This window comes from Mesorhizobium sp. B2-5-4 (genome assembly GCF_006441095.1).
Classification (GTDB): Bacteria; Pseudomonadota; Alphaproteobacteria; order Rhizobiales; family Rhizobiaceae; genus Mesorhizobium; species Mesorhizobium salmacidum.
Map to the genome: position 1 here is coordinate 24,115 of NZ_VFUR01000027.1, position 22,579 is coordinate 46,693.

The 22,579-nt window shown below is 60.2% G+C and carries 23 protein-coding genes and 2 pseudogenes; 5 read left to right on the forward strand and 20 right to left on the reverse strand.

The window, feature by feature from the left end; genetic code table 11:
* Positions 1-60: 60 nt before the first annotated feature.
* The 3 genes from FJ492_RS25500 to FJ492_RS25510 all read right to left on the reverse strand — a co-directional run bounded on the left by FJ492_RS25500 (position 61) and on the right by FJ492_RS25510 (position 5,185).
* Positions 61-3,093, reverse strand: a complete 3,033-nt coding sequence (locus FJ492_RS25500; protein ID WP_140772870.1) for a glycosyltransferase — start codon at positions 3,091-3,093, stop codon at positions 61-63.
* A gap of 304 nt (positions 3,094-3,397) precedes the next feature.
* Positions 3,398-4,504: an acyltransferase gene (locus tag FJ492_RS25505; protein ID WP_140772872.1), complete on the reverse strand. Its 1,107-nt coding sequence runs from the start codon at positions 4,502-4,504 to the stop codon at positions 3,398-3,400.
* Between the two features lie 348 nt (positions 4,505-4,852).
* On the reverse strand, positions 4,853-5,185 hold the full coding sequence (locus tag FJ492_RS25510; protein WP_140772874.1) for a hypothetical protein: 333 nt from the start codon (positions 5,183-5,185) through the stop codon (positions 4,853-4,855).
* A gap of 798 nt (positions 5,186-5,983) precedes the next feature.
* Between FJ492_RS25510 and FJ492_RS25515 the strand changes: the two genes are divergently transcribed.
* Together FJ492_RS25515 and FJ492_RS25520 are read left to right on the forward strand one after the other, a co-directional pair.
* Positions 5,984-6,799, forward strand: a complete 816-nt coding sequence (locus FJ492_RS25515; protein WP_140772876.1) for an ABC transporter permease — start codon at positions 5,984-5,986, stop codon at positions 6,797-6,799.
* Positions 6,800-6,811: 12 nt separating this feature from the next.
* Entirely contained in the window at positions 6,812-7,609 is a 798-nt protein-coding gene (locus tag FJ492_RS25520) for an ABC transporter ATP-binding protein (RefSeq protein ID WP_140772878.1), read from the forward strand.
* 431 nt (positions 7,610-8,040) lie between these two features.
* On the opposite strand, the gene FJ492_RS25530 is transcribed toward FJ492_RS25520, so the two are convergent.
* The 13 genes and pseudogenes from FJ492_RS25530 to FJ492_RS25575 all read right to left on the reverse strand — a co-directional run bounded on the left by FJ492_RS25530 (position 8,041) and on the right by FJ492_RS25575 (position 16,821).
* The gene (locus tag FJ492_RS25530) at positions 8,041-8,949 is read right to left on the reverse strand and encodes an IS66 family transposase (protein WP_348641918.1); all 909 of its coding nucleotides are present in this window, start codon (positions 8,947-8,949) and stop codon (positions 8,041-8,043) included.
* Between the two features lie 45 nt (positions 8,950-8,994).
* Positions 8,995-9,138: a hypothetical protein gene (locus tag FJ492_RS29605; protein WP_348641920.1), complete on the reverse strand. Its 144-nt coding sequence runs from the start codon at positions 9,136-9,138 to the stop codon at positions 8,995-8,997.
* Between the two features lie 58 nt (positions 9,139-9,196).
* A pseudogene (locus FJ492_RS29610) lies at positions 9,197-9,461 on the reverse strand (hypothetical protein); the annotation flags it as partial.
* Positions 9,391-9,579 (reverse strand): annotated as a pseudogene (locus FJ492_RS29335) (IS66 family transposase); the annotation flags it as partial. The pseudogenes FJ492_RS29335 and FJ492_RS29610, both read right to left, overlap by 71 nt.
* Complete coding sequence (locus tag FJ492_RS29520; protein ID WP_281408178.1) at positions 9,563-9,694, reverse strand: hypothetical protein; 132 nt, start codon at positions 9,692-9,694, stop codon at positions 9,563-9,565. The pseudogene FJ492_RS29335 and the gene FJ492_RS29520, both read right to left, overlap by 17 nt.
* Complete coding sequence (gene tnpB, locus FJ492_RS25535) at positions 9,691-10,050, reverse strand: IS66 family insertion sequence element accessory protein TnpB (protein WP_348641919.1); 360 nt, start codon at positions 10,048-10,050, stop codon at positions 9,691-9,693. The genes FJ492_RS29520 and tnpB overlap by 4 nt, the downstream gene beginning before the upstream one ends.
* Before the next feature lie 477 nt (positions 10,051-10,527).
* Positions 10,528-11,412 carry a dTDP-4-dehydrorhamnose reductase gene (rfbD, locus tag FJ492_RS25545; protein ID WP_140772880.1) on the reverse strand — a complete coding sequence of 295 codons (885 nt, stop codon included), beginning with the start codon at positions 11,410-11,412 and terminating at the stop codon, positions 10,528-10,530.
* A complete protein-coding gene (gene rfbB / locus FJ492_RS25550) occupies positions 11,409-12,479 on the reverse strand; it encodes a dTDP-glucose 4,6-dehydratase (protein ID WP_140772882.1) in 1,071 nt (356 codons plus the stop codon). The genes rfbD and rfbB overlap by 4 nt, the downstream gene beginning before the upstream one ends.
* Positions 12,480-12,509: 30 nt before the next feature.
* Positions 12,510-13,064 (reverse strand): dTDP-4-dehydrorhamnose 3,5-epimerase, encoded by a 555-nt coding sequence (gene rfbC, locus FJ492_RS25555; RefSeq protein WP_140772884.1) that lies wholly within the window; start codon positions 13,062-13,064, stop codon positions 12,510-12,512.
* A complete protein-coding gene (gene rfbA, locus FJ492_RS25560; RefSeq protein ID WP_140772886.1) occupies positions 13,065-13,946 on the reverse strand; it encodes a glucose-1-phosphate thymidylyltransferase RfbA in 882 nt (293 codons plus the stop codon).
* Between the two features lie 250 nt (positions 13,947-14,196).
* Entirely contained in the window at positions 14,197-15,018 is an 822-nt protein-coding gene (locus FJ492_RS25565; RefSeq protein WP_140772888.1) for a class I SAM-dependent methyltransferase, read from the reverse strand.
* 102 nt (positions 15,019-15,120) lie between these two features.
* Complete coding sequence (locus FJ492_RS25570; protein WP_140753015.1) at positions 15,121-16,146, reverse strand: NAD-dependent epimerase; 1,026 nt, start codon at positions 16,144-16,146, stop codon at positions 15,121-15,123.
* 84 nt (positions 16,147-16,230) lie between these two features.
* Positions 16,231-16,821, reverse strand: coding sequence for a biotin transporter BioY (locus FJ492_RS25575; protein ID WP_140717957.1), 591 nt, complete (start codon positions 16,819-16,821; stop codon positions 16,231-16,233).
* Between the two features lie 114 nt (positions 16,822-16,935).
* Here FJ492_RS25575 and FJ492_RS25580 point away from each other — a divergent pair, with 114 nt between their 5' ends.
* Entirely contained in the window at positions 16,936-17,844 is a 909-nt protein-coding gene (locus FJ492_RS25580; protein WP_140772890.1) for an MBL fold metallo-hydrolase, read from the forward strand.
* Positions 17,845-17,911: 67 nt separating this feature from the next.
* Here the strand turns inward: FJ492_RS25580 and FJ492_RS25585 are convergent, their stop codons facing one another.
* Positions 17,912-18,697, reverse strand: coding sequence for a DUF1499 domain-containing protein (locus FJ492_RS25585; RefSeq protein WP_140772892.1), 786 nt, complete (start codon positions 18,695-18,697; stop codon positions 17,912-17,914).
* 80 nt (positions 18,698-18,777) lie between these two features.
* Complete coding sequence (locus FJ492_RS25590) at positions 18,778-20,406, reverse strand: fatty-acid--CoA ligase (RefSeq protein WP_140510464.1); 1,629 nt, start codon at positions 20,404-20,406, stop codon at positions 18,778-18,780.
* Between the two features lie 321 nt (positions 20,407-20,727).
* On the opposite strand from FJ492_RS25590, the gene FJ492_RS25595 reads away from it, so the two are divergent.
* Both FJ492_RS25595 and FJ492_RS25600 read left to right on the forward strand, forming a co-directional pair.
* Entirely contained in the window at positions 20,728-21,081 is a 354-nt protein-coding gene (locus FJ492_RS25595) for a hypothetical protein (protein WP_140752993.1), read from the forward strand.
* A 130-nt stretch (positions 21,082-21,211) separates the two neighbouring features.
* Positions 21,212-21,601: a DUF427 domain-containing protein gene (locus FJ492_RS25600; protein ID WP_140510467.1), complete on the forward strand. Its 390-nt coding sequence runs from the start codon at positions 21,212-21,214 to the stop codon at positions 21,599-21,601.
* A 93-nt stretch (positions 21,602-21,694) separates the two neighbouring features.
* Here the strand turns inward: FJ492_RS25600 and FJ492_RS25605 are convergent, their stop codons facing one another.
* Both FJ492_RS25605 and FJ492_RS28910 read right to left on the reverse strand, forming a co-directional pair.
* Entirely contained in the window at positions 21,695-22,435 is a 741-nt protein-coding gene (locus FJ492_RS25605) for a polysaccharide deacetylase family protein (protein WP_140772894.1), read from the reverse strand.
* Complete coding sequence (locus tag FJ492_RS28910; protein WP_181166758.1) at positions 22,435-22,575, reverse strand: hypothetical protein; 141 nt, start codon at positions 22,573-22,575, stop codon at positions 22,435-22,437. The genes FJ492_RS25605 and FJ492_RS28910 overlap by 1 nt, the downstream gene beginning before the upstream one ends.
* Between the last annotated feature and the right edge of the window lie 4 nt (positions 22,576-22,579).

The following is a 22,579-nucleotide window of genomic DNA, read 5'->3' on the forward strand; positions in this document are numbered from 1 at the left end:
GGCCGGTTAAAGCCGTGGCCGCGCTCGCAGGGGTTGATTCCGCGATCTTGAGCGGCCCAGTCAATGAGCCTTGGTGCGGCTTTTCTTGTTGAGAGACGTCTCTGTGGGCGACCCCATACCGACCAACTTGACGAAATGAGCATCGGCATTGCTTTGCAACGCCGCATACACGTCCCTCGCGCAATCAGCCCAGCTATAGGTTTTCCAATTACGCTTGATAGCGCGTTCGCGCTTCTTCAATTGTGCCGGTTTATCGAGATAGTAACGGATTTTGTCCGCCCACCCTATCACATCCCAGGGCAGCACGTAATCGACGAGATCACCACCCGCCTCGCGCAGCGGCTCAACATCGGAAACCAGGCAGAACTTTCCGTATTCAAGGCTTTCCGGCAGCGTAAGGCTCCACCCCTCGTAAAGGCTGGCTAAAAGCGTGAACTCGCAATGGCGATAGAGAGCATCAAGCTGCGCATCATTGGCGCGTGTAATGATGATTTTATCCGTTACCCGGTCGTCACGAGTCATCCGGTTCATGAAATCGCCGGTATGCCAACCTTGCCCACCCACGAAAACCAGCTGCGGCACGTCTCCGCCACGCTCCAGCAAGGTGAGGTAGGCCTTATAAAGCGTATCGTGGTTTTTGCGGTTTTCGATTGTGCCGACGGCCAGCAGAAACTTTCCGGTCACGCCCAGTGATTGCAAAAGCTCGCGGTCCCGCTCCTCAGTGCTATCCATCTTAACAATATCGCCGCCAAAGTGGATGGCGACGCTATCAGGCGATTTGAAGCCATTTTCTTTCTGGATAAGGGCCGCGTCGCGTCTCGCTGTTTCCCCACCATAAATGATGAAATCGAACGTATTAGAAACCAATTCTAGGAATTTCAGGTAGATCGGCGGATTCTGACTGACATGGAGATGCGGCGTGATCGTCGGTGTCATGTCGTATAGAACATGGGCGAGAAACAACCGCTGACGATCCGGCATATCGCGCAACACCTTGAGCGATATCAGCGTCCAATCAATGCCGGCAAAAAATACAACGGCGCCATCGGGGATGACACTCATATCGCCTCGGTGTGAGATCGAGGCGTTCGCATAGGTGTTGTCGTCAAGCGTTTCCGCCTGACGGCGGCTCGCCGCCTTCTGATACAGCCAAGATTGCCATTTTGTGGGCAGCGCACTGGCGATCAGTAGCGAACCTTCGCGGAAATCCCAAGGGTTGCGCATCTTTGGCCCTTCTTGCAAGCGCGAGAGGCTGTTCTTAACCGTTGTATGGGCACCCGAATCCGAGACTATATAGGGACTCCGATAGATCCCCTGAAGCGCCCGCTCATCCATCATCTGATTGAACCGAATAAAGTCCACTGTGAGATTTTTACCACAGAAAAGCCATTCGAGGTTTTCCTTGGGTATCTCGAACGCCCTACCGCGGTCGCAGGCGAAAAAGCGTACGCCAGGGTCTATCTTGCGCAACTCGCGCGCGAACAGAAGTTCGGCGCGAATAATGCCTGAGATCCCCTTCTGTGGAACAAGATAGCTGAGGGAAAGATCCATCCACAAAGGCCGAGTTTCGACCACGGGAGTAATAGCAGCGGCTGCTGAGCCATGGAGCAAAGTGATGGCCTTGTTGAGTGTGATAGCACAGTCGTCCCATGTCGTGTTCTGCCACTTTGTCACGATATCGGCGTTGCGTTTCGCCAGAACCTCGGGGTTGGTTGCATAGAACTCTATCCGGTCGCGCCAACCAACGACATCCCAAGGCGCGATAAAGTCTACCAGATCGCTCCCGACCTCGCGAAGCGGTTCGACATTCGAACATAGGCAAAGCTTGCCATATCCAAGGCTTTCCGGAAGGGTCAGGCTCCAGCCTTCGTAGAGGGTCGGCAACATGGTGAACTCGCAATTTCGGTACAAGATGTCGAGTTCGACATCAGACGGCTGCATCACCAACAGCTTGCCTTGAATGCGTGGATCTCGCTTCAACGTGTCCATCAGGTCCGACGAAGAATACGACTCCGGCCGCCCTGCAAACACCAGCTGCGGTGTGGCCGAACCCATTTTATCAAGGAGCATCACATAGGCGCGATATAACGTCTCGTGGTTTTTGCGACCCTCGATGCTGCCCACCGTCATGATGAACTTGGTCGAAAGTCCCAATCTTCTCAGCACTATGCCATCGTCCTCGCCGGCTTTTGAGCTATTGCCGAGATTGCTGCCAAACTGGATGGCGGCTGCGGCTGGCATGGGCAGGTTGCGCTCTGTCTGTATGCGTTGCGAATCATTGAGCGCCGTCTGGCCACCGTAGATAAGGAAATCACAATTGCGAGAGGCCCAATCAAAATACTTCTGAAAAAGATTGATGCCATAATCTAGATAAAGATGCCTTGTAGTAGTTCCAATTAGAATGGTATCATAAATCAAATATCCTAAATAGACCTCAGTCCCAGACTCCTTAACGCGCCCTATTATCCTTTCTTTGTCGTTCAGCATAAACCCCGCACTGAAGACGATATCCCCATCCTTGAACGGATGAAAAAAACCGACAGGAGCTGCAAGACCTGATCCCGCGCGCGGCGTTGCGCCGCGCGGTATGTTTGCGCGGATGGCACGACCGACGGACCTTGCTTTGGAGAAGGCGGCTCCTACCGCGACGAGCGGCGCCGTCGCCACGCGCACAATACCTCGCCAGCCGGGTTCCATTGCGTTTATCAACAGACCGCGGCCCGCCCGAAAACGACTGAAGCGACTAACGTCGAGTTGGCTGACCCGTTGAATTTCGGTACGAATGTGGGATGGCATCGCATCGACGCCATTCTCCGGTGAAGTCTTCCCGGTGCGGCCCGAATTCTTCAGGCGTGCCACAAACGCATCAGCCACATTTTCCGAAGACAAGAGCCAATCGAGGTCAGAAGCCGGCACTTCCACAAGTGCCTCGTCTCGCAGGCAAAAGAACCGGACATTTGCCCGATTACGGTAAAGCCCGACCGCCAGCTCCATCTCCGCACGGATAATGCCGACAACTCCGCCAGTGGCGTGCAGCGTGGCGGTCAAATCCATCCACAGAACGGTTTCCAACTCGTCGACAGTTCCCGCCATCGCATCTTTCTCCAGAATTATCCTCAGAGATACTTCGTCTCGATTATATACTATATCACTGGCCCATAGCAGGTATTCCTATCCTCGATCTCGCTTCTGAGCGAGGACTAGGTGATGCCTTGGGTATTGCAACAACTCATATTAACCGCTCCTATCAACAGCCAGCCGCGAGCCACGCGATTCCGCAGGGATAGCTGGCCTGCATCAATGCAAATGCGCCCTAGGCAGGCCCTCTTCGCCTGGCTCCTCAGGCTGGAGCTTCTACTGCGAAATCGTGGCTGTCTCGGGTCCTCCCGCTTGATGATTAGCTATCCCGTATAGTTGGTAGAGTCTGTGAAAGAGGCCGCCTTCCGTTTGTCCACCACCGCCGAAGCCAGGTGTTGACTGGCTTTTCAAAGCAGACATGAAGGACAACCGATAGGATGATCGCTCCCAGAAGCAGGATCACGGTTACCCTCGCCATATCTCTCAAACGCAGAATGATTTCAGGATGCGTAGCCCATGGTGAAAGCCCGATAACGATCTGATGGACCATGTAAAGGGCAAAGGATGAATCGCCTAGCAGCACCAAGGGCCGATTATTTAGCATGCCTGAGACAAAGCCGCGTTGATGGGCAAACACGAAGATCATGACAGCCATCGACGGCACATAGTAGACATCCCAGCGCCATTGGAGCGGAACTGCGCATGCCATTGCGACAATCACAGAAAGTGCGACAAGGGCTATCGACACGAACTCGACAACGGTCGCTGCCCGGTATGACATCTGCAGCGGTCTTGCGACAAACAGCCTGTAAAGCAAGACGCCAGTCAGGAAGTCGATAAACCGGAATACCGGGTTGATGTAGAGAAGCCAGCTTGAGAAACCATTATCAAGATGGACGGATAGTATGTTGATGACAATGACCAACATCAGTATCGACCAAGAGAAAATGAGTGCACGACTACTCAGTGGGACAAAGAGGAAAAACGCTGCGTAGAAAAACATCTCGGTAGAGATGCTCCACGAAACTCCGTTGAAACCGAAATAGAACAATACATCGGGAACGAAGCTCTGCAAAAGTGCAGCATTCGTAAGGAAACGGAACCACATGTCCAAAGTCGGTGAATTCAAGGCGCCGTAGAAATACGCTGCTGCTAGCAATGTGAGCCAGTGGATCGGGTAAATGCGGGCGGCTCGGAAAAACAAGAAATCGCCAAAGCTGAGCGACCCCGCCCTTGAGGCGAAACTGTAGGCGATTACAAACCCGGACAGGATGTAAAAGAACTGGACGCCAGCAAAGCCTTCGAAGAACCAGCCATATACCATCTGAACATCTGGCGATGGGCTTTTCTGTAAGAACTCCATATGGTGGATCAGGACAGCAGCGGCGGCGAAGAACCGCAGGGAAGTCAGACTGTCAATTCGCATGGTGGACTCTATCCTGGTTGATTCGAACTATGGCAGTGGCTTCCGGCAGCTGGCATTCGCTGGGGCCCGAGATTTTGCCAAACGGCGTTGTATCGTTCTCGACTTTCGTCATGCGCCCACCGTAACGCGCCGAGCTCGTGGAAACAGGTTTCGGTGAATCCGAGCTCAAGCCGACCTTGGAGCAGCATCGTTCGTCCGATATATCCCAGGCACTCATCTGGTCGGCGATGGTCGTATGGCTTTGCGTCATATTCGATCAAGGTCGCTGGGTCGTCGAAGGCACGTCGAATGGGCTGCCTTCATTGGCGACGGAATAATTCTTGCCTGATAATGCCTCGTTCACATTCATCACCCAGTCCCGGTATTCCGGGCTGAACGGCTCATCGCCGGCGACAATGAAGCTGGGAAGGACAGACATGGCGAATTGGCCTGGTTGAACATATCATCAGCTTTCTTGAGCGTCCGATCTATCCCATTGAAGTCATGGATGCGAATTTGCTCTGGAGATGGAGGGCTGGGCAGGCCGAGCTCGCGGATCGCAGAGTCGGAAACCAACGGTTGTTCATCGGTTTGTTGCTGGCTCGGGGAAAAAGCCTTTTGCCTCTCGGCATAGCTGACTACTTTGGCCTTCAAACCAGAGCCACGATAGATGGCGCGGGCCGCCCGAAAAGCAATGTTCACCTAACCCCCCAAAAACCGTTTAGCGCAAGCTTAATGGAACCAGCCTGCATCCCGCTGGCTATTGCCATCCATCGGGCCATTTGTCTATCAGCCAATCTTCGCGACCCCGACTTCATCAACCCGCCGGCCTGACGGAAAGGACTCACCATAGATCGCCACTTCGCGCGGGGGCTTGCAGTCATTTTGAAATCACAAGGTGGACGGAGCGATAGTCCGGCCGGTCCGGACGGCGCCACCATCGAATCGTCTTATTCAGAGCCTTGCCGGCGAGAACAGTAATGCAAATCCAGACCCTCACTGCCAAGATGGTATTGAGGCAGGAAATGGACTGGCGTGCATTGAGGCGGCAAGCTCAGCCCACACCTGCCTAAGTCGCCGACTGGAAAACATTTCCGCGCTTGGCTGCGCCCAGTCTTTCGGCCTCGTTGACGGCCCGAGCAGATCGTGGCTGCTGCGCGCTTGACCTCTCTCTCGATCCAGCAGTGCGTTGATCCAGCCGTATGATCGAAAGCGCTCGCCGGCCTCCACAAGGATGCGGCCAGCAGCAGCGCCTGTTCATGTCGTCGCTGACCGTGCTTGCCAGAAGCCCCTTCGGCTGGTGACGCGCACTGTGGCAGCCAGTTCCAGCCATCGCGGTGATGCCTTGGCTTATTGCAACACTCATGTTAAGCGCTGCCCTCAACCGCGAGCCACGCAATTCCGCGAGGATCGCTGGCCTGCCTCAAAGCTATGCGCGGGCAAGGCTTCTTCGCCTCATTCCTCAGGCTGGAGTCTCCTCCGCACTGCCACTGGTGAATCATGACTGTTTCGGGTGCTCCCACGGCGACCCGGCCGCGATCAGGATCAAGCGATATTCTGGCTGCCGTCGCCGCCTTCGAATCCTGGCTCAGCCTCGGTGCCTTCGATATCCGCCAGCGTTACCGGCGCTCGGCGATCGGGCCGTTCTGGATCGTGATCAGCACGGCGGCGGTTGCCGGCGGCATCGGATTCATGATGTCGTCCATCCAGGGGCGCCCTATCACGAACCTGCTCGCCTATATCATCGTTGGCATAATGATCTGGCAATTTCTGTCGACGGCTCTGGCCGAATCCTGTCAGGCGCTGATCGGACGCGCGGCCTATATCAAGAGCCTTCCCCAGCCTATCTGTGCGAACATATTGCGTACCCTCTGGGTACAGGTGCTGATATTCCTTCACACGATGATCTTGTATCCATTCGTCGTGCTGCTCACCGGGATCCCGATGAGCGCCAATCTGCTCATGGCGATCCCGGGCCTGGCTCTCTTGATTCTCAATCTCGGCTGGATGTCGGTGATCCTTGCAACCGTCTCGGCCCGGTTCCGCGACATTCCGCTCGTGGTCGGGAATTTTCTCAGCTTTCTCATGTTCCTGACACCGGTTTTCTGGGAACCCAATTCGAGCAACCCCCACTATCTCGCCGCCATAGATTACAACCCGCTCTACTGGCTCATCCAGCTGGTTCGGGAGCCGATGCTGGGCAATATGCCTGTCATGCTGCAGTGGGTCGGTAGCATGGTCATGGCGGTCCTCGGCTGGGTGGTGGCCGGCCTGATCTACAATCGAGCTTACAAGCGCCTGGCGCTCTGGGTATAGCGGAGCAGGCCAATGGCACATGTCTCTCTCAAATCGGTGACCCTTGATCTGCCGATCTACTCGGCGCGGTCGCGCTCGTTCAAAAATGCCATCTTGGCGGCCGGAACAGGCGGCAAGATCAACTCCGCCGATGAGAAAACCGTGGTCGTCCGGGCACTCAGCGGCGTAAGCCTTGAGCTCGCCGCGGGTGACAGGCTGGGCCTCATCGGAACCAATGGTGCAGGCAAGTCCACGTTGATGCGCGTTATCTCGGGTATTTATCATCCTACCACCGGATCGATCGATGTTTCAGGCAGCGTCGGATCACTGTTCGATATGGGGCTCGGCATAGATGCGGAAGCCACGGGCTATGAGAACATTCGCATACGCGGCTTGCTGCTCGGGCTCAGCCGGAGCAGAATCGAAGCCCTCATCCCCGAAATTGAGAGCTTCACCGAACTCGGCAGCTATCTCGACATGCCGATCCGCACCTATTCCACCGGCATGCAAGCGAGACTCGCGTTCGCCATTTCGACCGCCATTCAGCCTGACATACTGGTGCTGGACGAAGGCATCGGCGCGGGCGATACGCATTTCATGCACAAAGCCCGCATCCGCCTCGAAAGCTTCATGCGCAGCGTTGGAATCCTGGTGCTGGCATCGCATTCCGACAGCCTCGTAAGCGACTTTTGCAACAAGTGCATTGTCATGCATCGTGGCAGGGCAACGGGTATCATGGGGGTCGAAGAGGCGATGACAGCCTATTCCGGACTTGTCGCCTCCCGCGATGCTGGGCAGGAGCCGGATGAATCGCTGTTCAATTTGGGCTAGCCGGCCGTATGCCGTGAACATGCTTGATCGATGAAGTCCACGGAAGCTGTCGGTCAGCACGGTGCCGGGTACCCATCCGGTGAAGACCGCAGGTAGCTTGAGCCTGTTCCTAAAAGTTTGATCGGAGCGCCACGACTGCTTCCGCGGCTCTATCGCACAGCTTCGCCATCTTGCGATCGGACAGCGCCATGTCCTCTGTGGCGATTTTGAAGAGATAGCGGCGATGTCTTCTGCCGTCGCGTTTTCGTTAATCAGCATCCCGAGCACGACGTCGGCATAGTCGTCATATTCGTCCTTAGCGTCGGGAATGCCAGATATGCCGATCGGATCCCAATCGCGAAGCAATACATCGCGGACAAGAGCTCGGCTTTTGTCGGCCTGATCTCTGTCGGTTTTGTGAGCCATCAGCTGAGCCTACGCAGCAACGGCTTTTACTGACGATGCCACCCAATTCCACGGGAGAATTGCTCCAGCCTGGAGATCGGCATGTCGGCGATGTGAGCGAGAACGTCGGCAAGCCATGCCTGCGGATCCACCCCATTGAGCTTCGCGGTCATGATCAGCGTCGCCATGAAGGCGGCCCGATCGGCGCCGCGATCGGAGCCCGCAAACAGCCAAGCTTTCCTACCGAGAGCAAAACCACGCAGCGCCCGTTCGGCGGCATTGTTCGTCAGGCAAATCCGACCGTCGCTAGGGAAGGCCGTGAAGCCGTCCCAGCGCTTCAGCATGTAGTCGATCGGCTCGGCAACCGGGGAGCTGCGCGACAGCTTTGCCCGCTCGGTCCGCATCCATTCCTCAAGCGCATCGACGAGAAGGCGGCTTTCCTGCCGGCGGCGTTTCACGCGTTCGCCGGCGGAAATCCCGTTGATCTCGCGCTCAATATCGAACAGGGCGTCGATGCGTTCGAGCGCCTCGAACGCGATCGGGGAGATCGGCGCGGCGTCCCTGCCACGCTTGGCATTGGTGGCGATGTCGGCAAGTACGAAGAACTTGCGGCGCGCATGCGCCCAGCACAGCGCCTGGGTCAGCGGACTGGGATCGCGATCCCCCTTGAACAGCGGATTGTAGCCGCCAGAGGCACCGGCCTGCAGAATGCCGCCAAAGGTCTTCAGATGGCGCTCGGGATGTTCCTGCCGCCGGTCGCGCGAGGCATAGTAGAGTGCCGCCGGCGGCGATATTCCACCGAACGGCCGGTCATCCCTGACGTAGGTCCAGATGCGACCGGTATCGGTCTTGCCGCGGGCCAGGATCGGCACGGTGGTGTCATCGCCATGGAGGCGCTCGGCAGCGAGCACATGCGCCTCGATCAGTGCATGCACCGCCTCAGCGTTGCGGCACACGCGCCAACCTGGTCGGCGAGCGTCGACACACTCAAATCGATGCCTTCACGAGTGTAGCGCTCGCTCCGCCGGTTTCAGCGGCTGGTGCTGGGCGAACTTCTCAAACAGGATCATCGCCAGCAGGTTCGGACCGGAAAAGCCGCGCGACGTCACGTGGAGGGTGCCGGCGGCTGCGCGATCTTCTCGCATGGCGGCAGGTGAACTTCTCGCGCACGGTCTGGATCACCTTCCACTGGCGCGGAATTACCTCCAGCGTCTCGGTGATATCCTCGCCAAGCTTGGCCAGCTTCCCCGAACCGCAGCACGGGCAGTTTGACGGTGCGGCGATGACGACGCGCTCGCGCGGCAGGTGCTCGGGAAACGGCTTCCTTGACGGGCGCTTGCGCTCAAAGGCCCGGACCGCCGATGAGCCAGGTCCGCTGCCAGTTCGTCTTCGCTGGCATCGGCCTCCAGCTCCTCGAGCTGCAGTTCCATCTCGAGAAGCCGGGCTTTCCGCTCCGAGCGGCTGCCATGGATCTCGCGCTTCAGCTTCTCGATCTCCAGCCTGAGCCGCGCAATCAGCGCATCCGAGTGCGAGTTCACGGCCTGCGCGCGGGCGGCGAGCGCTTGCGCCTCACGGCGGGGCCGCACGCTCGGCGACGATCATCGCATGCGCACTGGCAAGGTCACCCGGAAGCTGATCGCCCGCATCGGTCTGGCGCGAGGGAATCATATTCGCCCTCGCCATGCCAGTGGTCTTGCTCATCCAGCCGAGCTTGGACGCCAGGTTTTTTGCGGCACTCGCCAGTCGATACCTTCGAGCAAATAGCCGAGCTGTGCAGGCGTGATCACCACAGTTCCGTCGGCCGCCGAGGGCCAGATGAAGCGGCCGCGCTCAAGCTTCTTGGTGAACAGGCAAGCCCCCTGGCCGTCATGCCAGATCACCTTGATCAGGCCACCTTGCCGTCCGCGGAAACAGAACAAGTGGCCGCTGTGCGGATCCCGCTTCAAGGTCTCCTGCACCATCAATGCGAGGCCGGGGAAGCCCTTGCGCATGTCCGTATAACCAGTGGCCAGCCACACCTTCACATCGCGCGGGACCGGGATCCGCCGCTCCAGCACATCCAGGATGCGGCCGAGCGCCTCATGTCGATATCACTCTCGACCCGCAGGCGGCGGGCGCCGCCAAGCTCGATCGTCACCATGCTCTTCTTGCGCCACTCGGGCGATCAGCGGTGGTTGCGGCGCTGGCAGTGCCTCGACGACTTGCACGGGAACGAGTTGTGGCGTGGAGATCTGGCAGAGCTCCTTGCGCCACCGGAAAAGCTAGCTTACATGAATGCCGGCCGCTCGCGCAAGCTCCGAAACACTGGCCCCCGGCTCAAATGTCGCCCCGACCAGCCGCTCCTTCTCCTCCCGGGACCAGCGCCGGCGCCGCTCAGGTGATCACTTCAATCTGATGCTTCGTCATAGGGCTGCTCCTAGTGCTTGCACTAGGACTTGCAGCCCTTCAGCCTACCTCAGCAAGGCGGCCGTCACCGGAAGGGTACGGTGCCGGCAGCCGCGCCGCAATCTCAACACGAGCTCCGAAACAGGCTTTTAGACGAAATGACGCCGCACCACCGCTTCGGTAGATGGTCGCCAATGGGGCGCCCTCCACCCGAACACGCCGGCGAATTTCGCACTGGATAGCCGCGAATTCGCGGGACGTTGTGCCTTGGTCGGATAGTCCTTGGTAGCAATGTCTCGTACCCGCGCCCATGGACCGCCAAACGCCAGGCTCGTGTCCAGGATATAGCGGGCAAGGCCGCTCCAGTTGGTCTCGCCCGTGCCGGCCACATGATAGGCACCGAACGCATTGAAATTATTGTCGCGTTGCAGCATCGCCGCCGCATGCAGGATGGCATCGGCGATATCGAGCGCGGAGGTCGGATTTCCCCATTGATCGGCCACTACCGATATCTCGTCGCGATCGGCGGCGAGGCGCAGCATGGTTTTCACGAAATTCCTGCCGAAGGGGCTGTAAACCCAGGCAGTGCGCAGAATCAAATGGCGCGGGTTGGCGCCCACCACCGCCTGCTCGCCGGCGAGCTTGGAGGCACCGTAGACGCCGAGCGGCGCCGGCGTGTCGGTTTCGACATAGGCATCGGCCTTGGTTCCGTCGAAGACATAGTCGGTCGAAAGATGGATGACGGGAACGCCAAGCCGCGCCGCGGCCTCGGCCACCTTGCCGGCACCGGTCGCGTTCACCGCGAAGGCCATATCGGGCTCGTCCTCGGCCTGATCGACGGCGGTATAGGCGGCGGCCGACACGACGATATCAGGCTTCGCAGCCGCGATGGCGTCTATAACGGTGTCCGGTTTTGCCAGGTCGAGCTCCGGGCGACCGAGGGCGATGACCTCCACACCCACGCGCGCCTGGCCGGCCTCCAGCAGGCTCGCAGCGACCTGGCCGTCGTCGCGTCCGGTGACGAGGAGCCTCACGCGCCCACCTTGCGTGCTTCGCCCAGCCTTTCGCCGGCATAACGCTGTTCGCGGATCGGCCCCCACCACCATTTGTTGTCGAGGAACCAGTCCACGGTCCTGGCAAGGCCGCTGTCGAAATTCTCCCTGGGCGTCCAGCCGAGCTCGCGGCTTATCTTGGAAGCATCGATGGCGTAGCGGCGGTCATGGCCGGGACGATCGGTGACGAAGGAGATCAACTCGCGATAGCGCCTGCCGCCGGCGCGCGGACGCCTGGTGTCGAGCAGGTCGCAGATCGTCTCGACGACGGCTAGGTTGGTGCGTTCCGAATTGCCGCCGACATTGTAGCTCTCGCCCGAATGGCCTTTCGTGGCGACCAGTTCCAGGGCACGCGCGTGATCCTCGACGAACAGCCAGTCGCGCACATTGGCGCCGGCGCCGTAAACCGGCAGCGGCCTTTCGTCGAGCGCGTTGAGGATGACGAGCGGAATCAGCTTCTCGGGGAAATGATAGGGCCCGTAATTGTTCGAACAGTTGGAGAGTACGACCGGCAGGCCGTAGGTCTCGTGCCAGGCGCGTACCAGATGGTCCGAAGCCGCCTTCGAGGCGGAATAGGGCGAGGACGGCGCGTAGGGCGTCTCCTCGACGAACATGCCGCCGTCGAAGGGCAGATCGCCGAACACCTCGTCGGTGGAGACGTGATGGAAGCGGAAGCGGGCTTTCCTGTCGCCGGACAGGCCACGCCAGTATTCGAGCGCGGCATTGAGCATCTTGTAGGTGCCGACGATGTTGGTCTCGATGAAGGCGCCCGGTCCGTCGATCGAGCGGTCGACATGGCTCTCGGCGGCGAGGTTCATGACGATGTCGATATCGTCGCGGCGCAGTATGTCGAGCACCGCCCTTTCGTCACAGATATCGGCCTGGGCGAAGCGGTAATTGTGGACATTCTCAATCGGCCGCAGCGAGGCCAGATTGCCCGCATAGGTCAGTTTGTCGAGGTTGGTCACCCGGTAGGCCGGATTGGTGCACAGATGCCGGCATACCGCCGAACCGATGAAGCCGGCACCGCCCGTCACCAGAAAATTCATCCCGCTATCCTTATGCACCACAAGCTCCCGTCAGGCGAACACCTCGGCCGCGGCCAGTATCGGCGCCTTGAGGTCCTTGTCCGAAAGCTGGAACCCGCCGGCCAGCGACGGCCATTCTATGCCGATGGCAGGATCGTCGAAACGGATCGACCGGTCGAGCTCGGGCGAATAGGTGTCGGTCACCTTGTACAGCACCTCGGTGTCGGGCACGAGTGTGACGAAGCCATGCGCGAAGCCCTTTGGCACCAGGATCTGGTTGCCCTTTTCGGCCGACATTTCGAGGGCGACCCATTTTCCGAAGGTTTTCGAGGCGCGGCGGATGTCGACCGCGACGTCGAGAATACTGCCACGGGTAACGCGCAGCAGCTTGTCCTGGGCGCGCGGCGCAAGCTGGTAGTGAAGCCCGCGCAGGACGCCCGGGGCAGCGGAATAGGAGTGGTTGTCCTGCACGAAAGTCAGGTCGATGCCGGCCTGCGAAAAGCGCTCGGCATTGTAGGTCTCCATGAAGAAACCGCGTGCGTCCCCATGGCGTTTCGGAACGATTTCCAGCAGACCTTCGATGCCAAGGGATCTCACCTCCAGCATCTAGTTCTCCGACAGCTCGACGACACGCCGGCGTAGATAGGCGGCATATTCATTCTTTCCCAACCGGGTTGCGCGCTGCAACACCTCGTCAGCGCTCAGCCAGCCCTGTTCGAAGGCGATTTCCTCCGGGCAGGCGACCTTGATGCCTTGGCGGCGTTCGATTGTGCGCACAAACGAAGAAGCGTCATCCAGGCTGTCATGGGTGCCTGTGTCGAGCCAGGCATAACCGCGTCCCAGTCTGTGCACCTGCAACTGGCCACGCTCGAGATAGGCATTGTTGACCGCCGTGATTTCGAGCTCGCCTCTCGCCGACGGCCGGATCGTCGAGGCGATTTCAATAACATCGTTGTCATAAAAATAGAGGCCGGTGACAGCCCAGTTGGATTTAGGCTTTTTCGGTTTTTCCTCGATCGTGAGCGCGGTTCCGGTGACCTTGTCAAAAGACACCACGCCATAGCGCTCGGGATCATCGACATGATATGCAAACACCGAAGCGCCGCTTTCGCGCGATGCCGCCGTGCGGCAAAGCTTCGACAACCCGTCGCCAAAATAGATGTTGTCGCCCAGTATCATCGATACACTATCCTTACCAATGAAGTCACGGCCGATGATGAAGGCTTCCGCCAGCCCGTTGGGATGCGGCTGCTCGGCATAGGTCAGCTCAAGCCCAAATTCCGATCCATCGCCCAGCAGATCGCGGAAAACCGGTAGATCCCGCGGCGTGGAAATGACCAAAATCTCGCGGATTCCGGCGAGCATCAAAACGCTCAGCGGATAATAGATCATGGGCTTGTCGTAAATGGGAAGTATTTGCTTAGAGACTGCCAAGGTCAACGGATAAAGACGCGTTCCGCTGCCTCCAGCAAGGATAATTCCTTTCAAGAAGCTCTCCTTGCCATGTCTTACCCCCGGCCCTGAGTTCCTGTGCTTAGGTTTCATGCATTGACTTGTCAATGCGGCACACGACAAACGCGTCGGCCATGTGGAATGCCGTCCATCGACGGGCGCCTCGCGCTTCGGCCGAACCCGCCTGATCCCATCTTGGCAAGGCCGAGGCCCCGATCACTCATCGCACTTTCGACCTTATCTAGGACGGGGCAGCGGCCGTTGCGTAGGTCAGACGTAACAACATTTAGGCCACAGCCATGATTACATGTGCCTGGATTTTGGCCGCAACTTCGCCACTGCCATGCCTGTCGGCAATGGCGGATGCCGCGTAGTCGGTCGCGGCGTCCAGCCTGCCAACCCCCCTGGCCTTCCTGGCCTCGATTTCGCTGCGAAGAACGGTGCCTTGGCAATAAGCGACGGCCGGAAGGCGCGGCGAGGATGCGCGGCTTTGTTCGGCTCTCGTCTCGATCGCGACATCGGAGAAACCCGCAGCTTCCAGGTCGCGGCGGATCAGCCCCTTATCGTGGTAGCCGTGCGGCGTGCGTGCCAGGAAGCGCGGCGGATCTTCGGGAAAAATCCTCGCCAGCGCATTGGTCACCTCATCGGCGAACACATTCTCCTCGATGCGATCCCATACGTTGAACAAGAACCGTCCTCCCGGCTTCAGGACCCGCCTGGCTTCGCGGTAGGCGGAGGTGCGGTTTGGAAAGAACATCGCACCGAACTGACAACAGACGAGATCGAACGCCGCATCCTGGAACGGCAGCGCCATCGCATCCGCCTGGCGCCATTCGATGCGGCTGTCGGGTGTCTGCCGCGAAGCGGCGTAGTCGAGCATCGGCTGGTTCAGGTCGGTCACGACATAGCTTGCGTCCGGGGACAGTCTTGGCGCCAATGCGCGGGTGACGACCCCGGTGCCCGCGGCGATTTCCAGGACCGCGCCTGGCGACAGGGCCGCGGCTCGTTGCGCGATATCCGCCGCGAACGGCTCGAAAATCAAGGGCACCATGTAGCGGTCATAGTTTTCCGGAATCGAGCCCGCGAACAGCTTGTCCGTTTCCAACATGGCAATCCCCACCATCCGATGACTTGGGAGACTAGCACATTTTTTTGGTCCCTGGTCCTTTTCGACCGAAGGCCGGCCTCTACGTGGCCAAGAGCGCGTTCATCACGCCCGCCCAAAATAACCCTGGTACCACTCGACGAACCGCCCTACCCCCTCCGTGACGGAGGTGCGGGGGCGGTAGCCGACCGCCGCTTGCAGCGCCGAAGTATCGGCGAAGGTGTCGGGCACGTCGCCGGCCTGCAGCGGCAGGAGTTCGATGACGGCCTTGCAGCCGAGCGCATTTTCCAGCGCCTCGACATAGGCGGTCAGTTTCACCGGGTTGCTATTGCCGATGTTGAAGATGCGCCAGGGCGCGCTGCTGGTCGCCGGATCCGGATGGCCGGAGTCCCAGGCCGGGTTGGCCGCGGCAGGACTGTCGCTGGCGCGAATCACGCCCTCGGCGATGTCCTCGACATAGGTGAAGTCGCGCGTGTGGTTGCCGTTGTTGAACAGCTTGATCGGCTCGCCGGCCAGGATGTTCCTGGTGAACAGGAACAGAGCCATATCAGGTCGCCCCCAGGGACCGTACACGGTGAAGAAACGGAGCCCCGTGGTGGGCAGGCCGAACAGATGGCTGTAGCTGTGCGCCATCAGTTCGTTGGCGCGCTTGGTGGCGGCGTAGAACTGCAAGGGATGGTCGGCCGGGCGATGCTCGGAAAACGGCATGTCGGTGTTGGCGCCATAGACACTGGAGGTGCTGGCATAGGTCAGGTGCCCGACACGGCTGCTGCGGCAGGCCTCGAGCATGTTGGTGAAAGCAACGATGTTGCTCTCGACATAGGCGCGCGGGTTTTCCAGGCTGTAGCGGACGCCTGCCTGGGCGGCGAGATGGATCACCCGGTCGAAGGCGTGTTCGGCAAAGCAGCCATCAACCACGCTATGGTCGGCGAGATTGCCGTGGATGAAATGATAGCCTGCATTGGTGCCGCGGCTCGCCTCGGCCAGGAGCCGCAGCCGCGCCTGCTTGATCTCAGGGTCGTAGTAATCGTTGATGCTGTCGATGCCGACAACCTCGTCACCGCGCTCCAGGAGCCGCCTGGCGACATGATAGCCTATGAAGCCGGCAGCGCCGGTGACCAGAACTTTCATCACAAAGGCCCGTCCGTAACATGCCTGGTAACCAGGCCCGAGCTAAGCTCCGGCCCGGAGTGATCCGGGCCGGATGATCTCAAATCAGGAGCGCTTCAGCAATGACCAGACGGCGGGCACGAGGCTGGCCGCGAGAGCGACCTTGATCAGGTCGCCGACGATGAACGGCACGACGCCGAATTGCCAGGATTTTTCCGGGCCGATGAGCAGCGCCAGCCAGGCGAAACCCATCGCCATCATCATCACTTCGGCAACCAGCATGGCGTTGAAAAGCTTGATCGGATGACGGTCCCAGCCGCGGTCGGCGGCCCAGCCGACAATCGCGGCCATGACCACGAAGCCGGCGAGATAGCCGCCGGTCGAGCCGAGCATATAGGCGATGCCTATGCCTTTTTCCGGCGTGCCCTGGAAGACCGGGAAGCCCATCGCGCCTTCCGCCATATAAAGCAGCAGGGTGGCGACGCCGAGCCGCATGCCGAAGGCGGCGGCGATCAGGAAGACGGCGAGCGTCTGCATCGAGATGTCGACAGGCCCGAGCACTACCTTGGTCTTTGCCGAAAGGGTCAACAGCAGCGTCCCGGCAATCGCCAGGACAAACTGCGTTGCCAGTCGCGCGGCACCTTCTTGCGGCAAGGCCAGAAAAACAAGCGGGCGGGTCGTCGTGGCGGTTGTCATGGTCTTCCCCATTCAATCTCGCCGCGAACCAACAATCGCGGCCTTGCGTTTTTCTATATTTGCTTGCGTGCTATGCGGCAATCGGTTTTGCCGTTCTTGGAATAATGTGGCGACATGGCCCTCAAATTCGATACCAGCTTCGACCCCGCTTATGGCCAAGGCGTAAGCGTAGCCCCAGACGTGCAACGCGTCACGGCTGGGAATCCCAGTCCCTTCACCTTTCATGGCACCAACAGCTATGTCGTGGGCCGCGACACGCTGGCGGTGATCGATCCCGGGCCGGATGACGAGGCGCATCTTCAGACCTTGCTCGACGTGATCGCCGGCCGGCCGGTCAGCCACATTTTCGTCAGCCACACGCATCGCGACCATTCTCCGCTGGCGGCCCGGCTGAAGGAGCGCACCGGCGCCCAGGTGCTGGCGGAAGGACCGCACCGGCCGGCGAGGCCCTTGCATATCGGCGAAACCAATCCGCTCGACGCCAGCGCCGACACCGCTTTCGTTCCCGACATCGCGTTGCCGGACAGTGAACTGGTCAGCGGCGATGGCTGGGCGATCCGGACAGTCCTGACGCCCGGCCACACGGCCAATCACACGGCATTCGCGCTGGAAGGCACCGGCATCCTGTTTTCAGCCGATCATGTCATGGGCTGGGCAACATCCATCGTCGCGCCGCCGGACGGGGCAATGGCCGATTACATGGCATCGCTGGACCGGCTGATCGAGCGCGGCGATCGCCTGCTGCTGCCTGGCCATGGTGGACCGGTGGCTGCGCCGCGCGCTTTCATGCGCGGGCTGAAGACGCATCGCAAGATGCGCGAACGAGCCATACTGGAGCGGATCAGAGCTGGTGACAGGACCATTCTCGCCATGGTCAACGCGATCTACAGGGATACCGATCCCCGGCTGCACGGCGCCGCCGGCCTGTCGGTGCTTGCCCATCTGGAGGACCTGGTGGGACGCGGCGTGGTGGCGACGGACACTGCCCCCGCCATAGACGGCGTTTTCACGCCGGGCCGATAGGCCTGCCCGCCCGCCCACGGTGTTCACCCGACCATCGTCGCCGGCGCGCAATTCGCCCGAAAAATGGCTATTGGGCCGGCGCCGCGCCGACCTGGCCGGCGACTTCCTGGTCCAGTTCCGCCAGGAAATCGGTGATGCGCGCGGCATTGTCGCCAAGATCGTGGCGGCCGTAACGCGAGGCAGATCGCATATCAACGATGACCGTGTCGCCGTCATCCCTCACGCGAATGGCGACGTCCGCAGAAAGGCCAAGAACGAAGCTCGAGGCGATGGCGGTAATGGTCACCTCTGTCTGCCCGGCGAGTTCGGGATAAGGCTCCGAAAGGTCCCAGCCGCGCCGGTCGAGCACCGTTTCAACGGCATTGACGACGGTCTCGAATGGCAGGTCGTAGCTGCGTGCGGTGACCAATGGATAGCTGTCGGTCTGCAACGTCTGCTCACCCGGCGTCGGCGGGGACAGCACGTTCATGTCCCTGGTCCGGTCACCGACATCGAGCGCGGGCGGTTCATCGAAATCGGTCGAGATGTCGCGCAGCGGCGGATAGATCGTCGCCCAGTAGGCGGCAACGCCGTAGGGGGTGAGCACCAGCAGTGCCAGCAAGGCGCCGACGGTAAGATCACGGCCACCACGGTCACCAAAATTCCACAGCCTTGCAAAGGCCAGGCCGGCAAACAGCAGCGCGTGCGCCGCCAGCAGGGCGACAATGCCCAGCACCCACAGGAACACCGGCGTTTGGACGAGGCCGAAGCGATGGCCGACAAAGTTCGTCAGCAAAAGCACCATCGAAAAGGCGCCCGTGCGCCGCGACCAGCCGGCAGCCTTCGACGTTTGCCGTTCGGGAATGCTAACCATTATGCTCTGCGCTGCCCCAACCCGGACGGAGGTTTAGTGCCTTTTTGCGGCGGCTTGAAGCCGAAACATGCAACATCCCCTCAATCCGTCGGCAAGCGATAGTCCCTGAACTGCTGACGCAAGGTGATCTTCTGGATCTTGCCGGTGGCGGTGTGCGGTATCTCGCCGACGAAGGCGACGTCGTCCGGCATCCACCATTTGGCCACCTTGCCATCCATGAAATCGAGAATCTCGGCCTTGGTCGGTTCCTTCCCAGGTTTGGCGACGACGACCAGCAAGGGCCGCTCGCCCCATTTCGAATGCTGGACGCCGATCGCCGCCGCTTCCGCCACATCGGGATGGCCGACAGCCAGATTTTCCAGGTCGATGGTCGAAATCCATTCGCCGCCGGACTTGATGACGTCCTTCGCGCGATCGGTGATCTGCATGTAACCGCCGGCGTCGATATGAGCGACGTCTCCGGTATCGAACCAGCCATCCTCATCGAACTGCTCCGCGCCCACACCGCCATAATAGGCGCGGGCGACGGCCGGGCCGCGTACCTTGAGCCTGCCAAACGTCTTGCCGTCCCACGGCTGCGCGTTGTCATCGTCATCGGTCACCTTCATTTCGACGCCGAAGGGCGGGTAACCCTGCTTGCCCTGGACGTCGAGCCTCGCCTCGCCGTCCAGGCCTGCATAGTCCGGCTTCAAGGTGCACAGCGTGCCGAGCGGGGACATTTCGGTCATACCCCAGGCGTGGATGACCTGGACACCGTACTTGTCCTGGAATTTCGCCATGATCGCGCGCGGGCACGACGAGCCGCCGATCACGACCTTGTTGAGATGGGGAAGCGCCTTGCCGGTCTCTTCCAGATATTGCAGCAGCATCATCCACACGGTCGGCACGGCGGCGCTGAATGTCACCTTCTCCTGATCGAGCAACTCATAGATCGAAGCGCCGTCCATTTTACAGCCAGGCATGACCAGCTTGGCGCCGGTCATCGGCCCGCTCTGGCCAAGGCCCCAAGCATTGGCGTGGAACATCGGCACCACCGGCAGGATCGTGTCGCGCGCCGACAGGCCCATGGCGTCGGGCATGGCAGCGATCATGGCGTGCAGCACGTTCGAGCGATGGCTGTAGACGACGCCCTTTGGGTCACCCGTCGTGCCGGACGTATAGCACATGCCGGCCGCGGTGCCTTCATGAAAGGTCTTCCAGGCGAAGTCGCCATCAACCTCGTCAAGCCAGTCCTCGTAGGCAACGACACCGGGCAGGGTCGTTTGCGGCATATGCGCCTTGTCGGTGAGCACGATCACCTTCTTCAGCGATTGGACGGCACCCGCGATCTTCTCGAGCAACGGGATGAAGGTAAGGTCGACGAAGACGGCCTTGTCCTCGGCGTGGTTCATGATCCAGACGATCTGTTCAGGAAACAGGCGCGGATTGAGGGTGTGGTAGATAGCACCGATGCCCATGATGCCGTACCAGGCCTCGATGTGGCGGGCGGTGTTCCAGGCCAGTGTCGCGATGCGGTCGCCCAACGCGAAACCGTCGCGCTCCAAGCGCTGGGCGACCTTGAGGGAACGACGATGGATGTCGGCGTAGGTGGTGCGCACGATCGGTCCCTCGATCGAACGCGATACGATCTCGCGCACACCATGCTGCCTTTCAGCGTTGTCGATCAGCTTGTGGCACAGTAGCGGCCATTCCTGCATCAATCCCAGCATGCCGTTCCCTCCCTCACGCTTTTCACGTCGCGCTGTTGATCGCATTGTGAAGCGAACCGGCGAATTGTCCAGCCACCTACGGGAGCAGCGGACGAAAGTCGGAGTTCGACCTGTATTTGGCAAACGATTGAATCCGGACGCTTTTTAATTTCGTTTGGCGGGCCTTGCTGCCATTCGAGTGACAGGGGCTTCAAATCCATTACGTCGACGCAAACTCTCGTGATCGGACCAACCGCAAAAAAGTGTCATAATCCGGCCATCGTCGGTGTTAAGCTTCGTTAACGGGCAAAGGGGTGCGATTGGCGACTGAGAGAGGTTCGCATGGACGCGCTCGACGATAAGGTTCTCGAGAGTACGCTTGCCGAAAGCCTGGCCGGTGTGGTGCCGGACGAAAAGACTGTTTCCGAAGACGAGTTCGTAGAAGTTGTCGGCGGCGCGCTAGAAGCGGTCGGCGGCACGCTGCTGTTCAAGATGTGCGTCCAGAACGAAGGGGAAGGCCAGCATGTCGCGGCGGCATCCGTCGGCGATGGCGGCAATCGCCAGTTCCTGCTGCTCACCTTGCCAACCGGCGGCGGGGCGCTGAAAGTCGAGACGATTTCCAGAAGCAGCAATCCGGTGGCGGGCATCGCGGCCGCCTATGCCGGGCTGATGGACGCCTTCAAAACCGCCGCCTGAATTTCCGCGGCCACGAGAAGGCAATCTTCGCGCCACGCACGGGCGCATGGCGTCTGTTTTGTTTGTGACTACGGGTCTTGCGCAATCCGGCCGTCCACCACACTTAAGATCGGGGCAAGGAGGAACCAGCATGGACAAGATCGCCAACCCGGCACCCGGCTTCCAGCGCAATCCCGACAGGATCATCACGATAGAGCCCTATTCCGGCACCGTCACGGTCCGCGCCGGCGATACCGTCATCGCGTCATCCGCGAAGGCGAAGGTGCTGACGGAGGCCCCCTACCCCGCCGCCTTCTACATTCCGTTCACCGACATCGATTTCGACAAGCTCAGCCGAACGGACCACGCGACCCACTGCCCCTATAAGGGTGACGCCAGCTATTGGAGCGTGCTGCCGGCGGGCGAAGCGGGCAAGGACGCGATGTGGGCCTACCGCCAGCCATACGACGAGATGACCGAGATCCGCGACCACGGCGCGTTCTATGCCAGCAAGGTCACCATCGAAGCCAAGCCGGACTGAACGCTTCGGCCGACGCACTCAAGGGTGCACTGAGATTCAGATCAGGCCCAGTCGTTAGAGCGGTTCGGCGGTTCTATCAAACACTGAACCGCCCTACTTAGTGGTGCCGTGATCGCCCGTCCCGTCGGCGTCGTCGAGCCGCACGAAGGTCATGCCCTTGTCCTTGAGTGCCCGCAGGCCCTGCACCACGCCCTCGCCGGCGGCGTGGGTCGGCTGGTTGATGTGCGAGATAATGACGTCGCCATCCTTGGCAGCGGCGATACGCCTGGCGGTTTCCTTGGCGCCGAGCAGCGAGCCGCCGTCGCCATTGATCGAGAAGCCGGCAATCTTGAAGCCCAGCTTGCGGATCATCGCGATGGCCGAGGGGCTGTATTCGGCGGTTGCGCCACGGAACCATTTCGGCGCCGGCTCGCCGGTCGTGGCCAGAGCCGCGGCCCCTGACTTGACCTCGGCGAGCACAGCCTCCGGGCTGCCGGCGCTGCTTATGCCATAGATCTTCCGTGGCGTGTCGACCGCTGGAACATGGCGGCCGCCGTGATTTTCGAGTTCGAACAGGTCGGGATGCGCCCGCATGATCGCGACGGCCTCGGCGTTGCGCTTCAGCCAGATGCCGGTGACGAAAATGGTGGCCGGTATTTTGTTGTCCACCAGCGCCGAGAGAATGCGCGTGTCGGTCTTGCCGCCGCAGGCATCGAGCGTGAGCGCAACGCGGCCGGCTCCGCTTGCAGCCGGCTTGATGTGCAGCGTGGGTTCGACCAGCGGCGCGGCATGGGCACCGGATATCAGCGCCACCGACATGGCGATCGTGCAGAGATGTTTTTGCAGCAGACGCATCAAACCAAATTCCCGAAACCAAATTCCCGGCTGGCGACTTCAAGCCGCCATCCCAAAAAACCCGCATGAAGGCGGAAATCAGACGAGGGATAGCAGAAAAATGCCTGGCGCGGCAATTTGACCTCCGGCTTGGTGAACATTCAG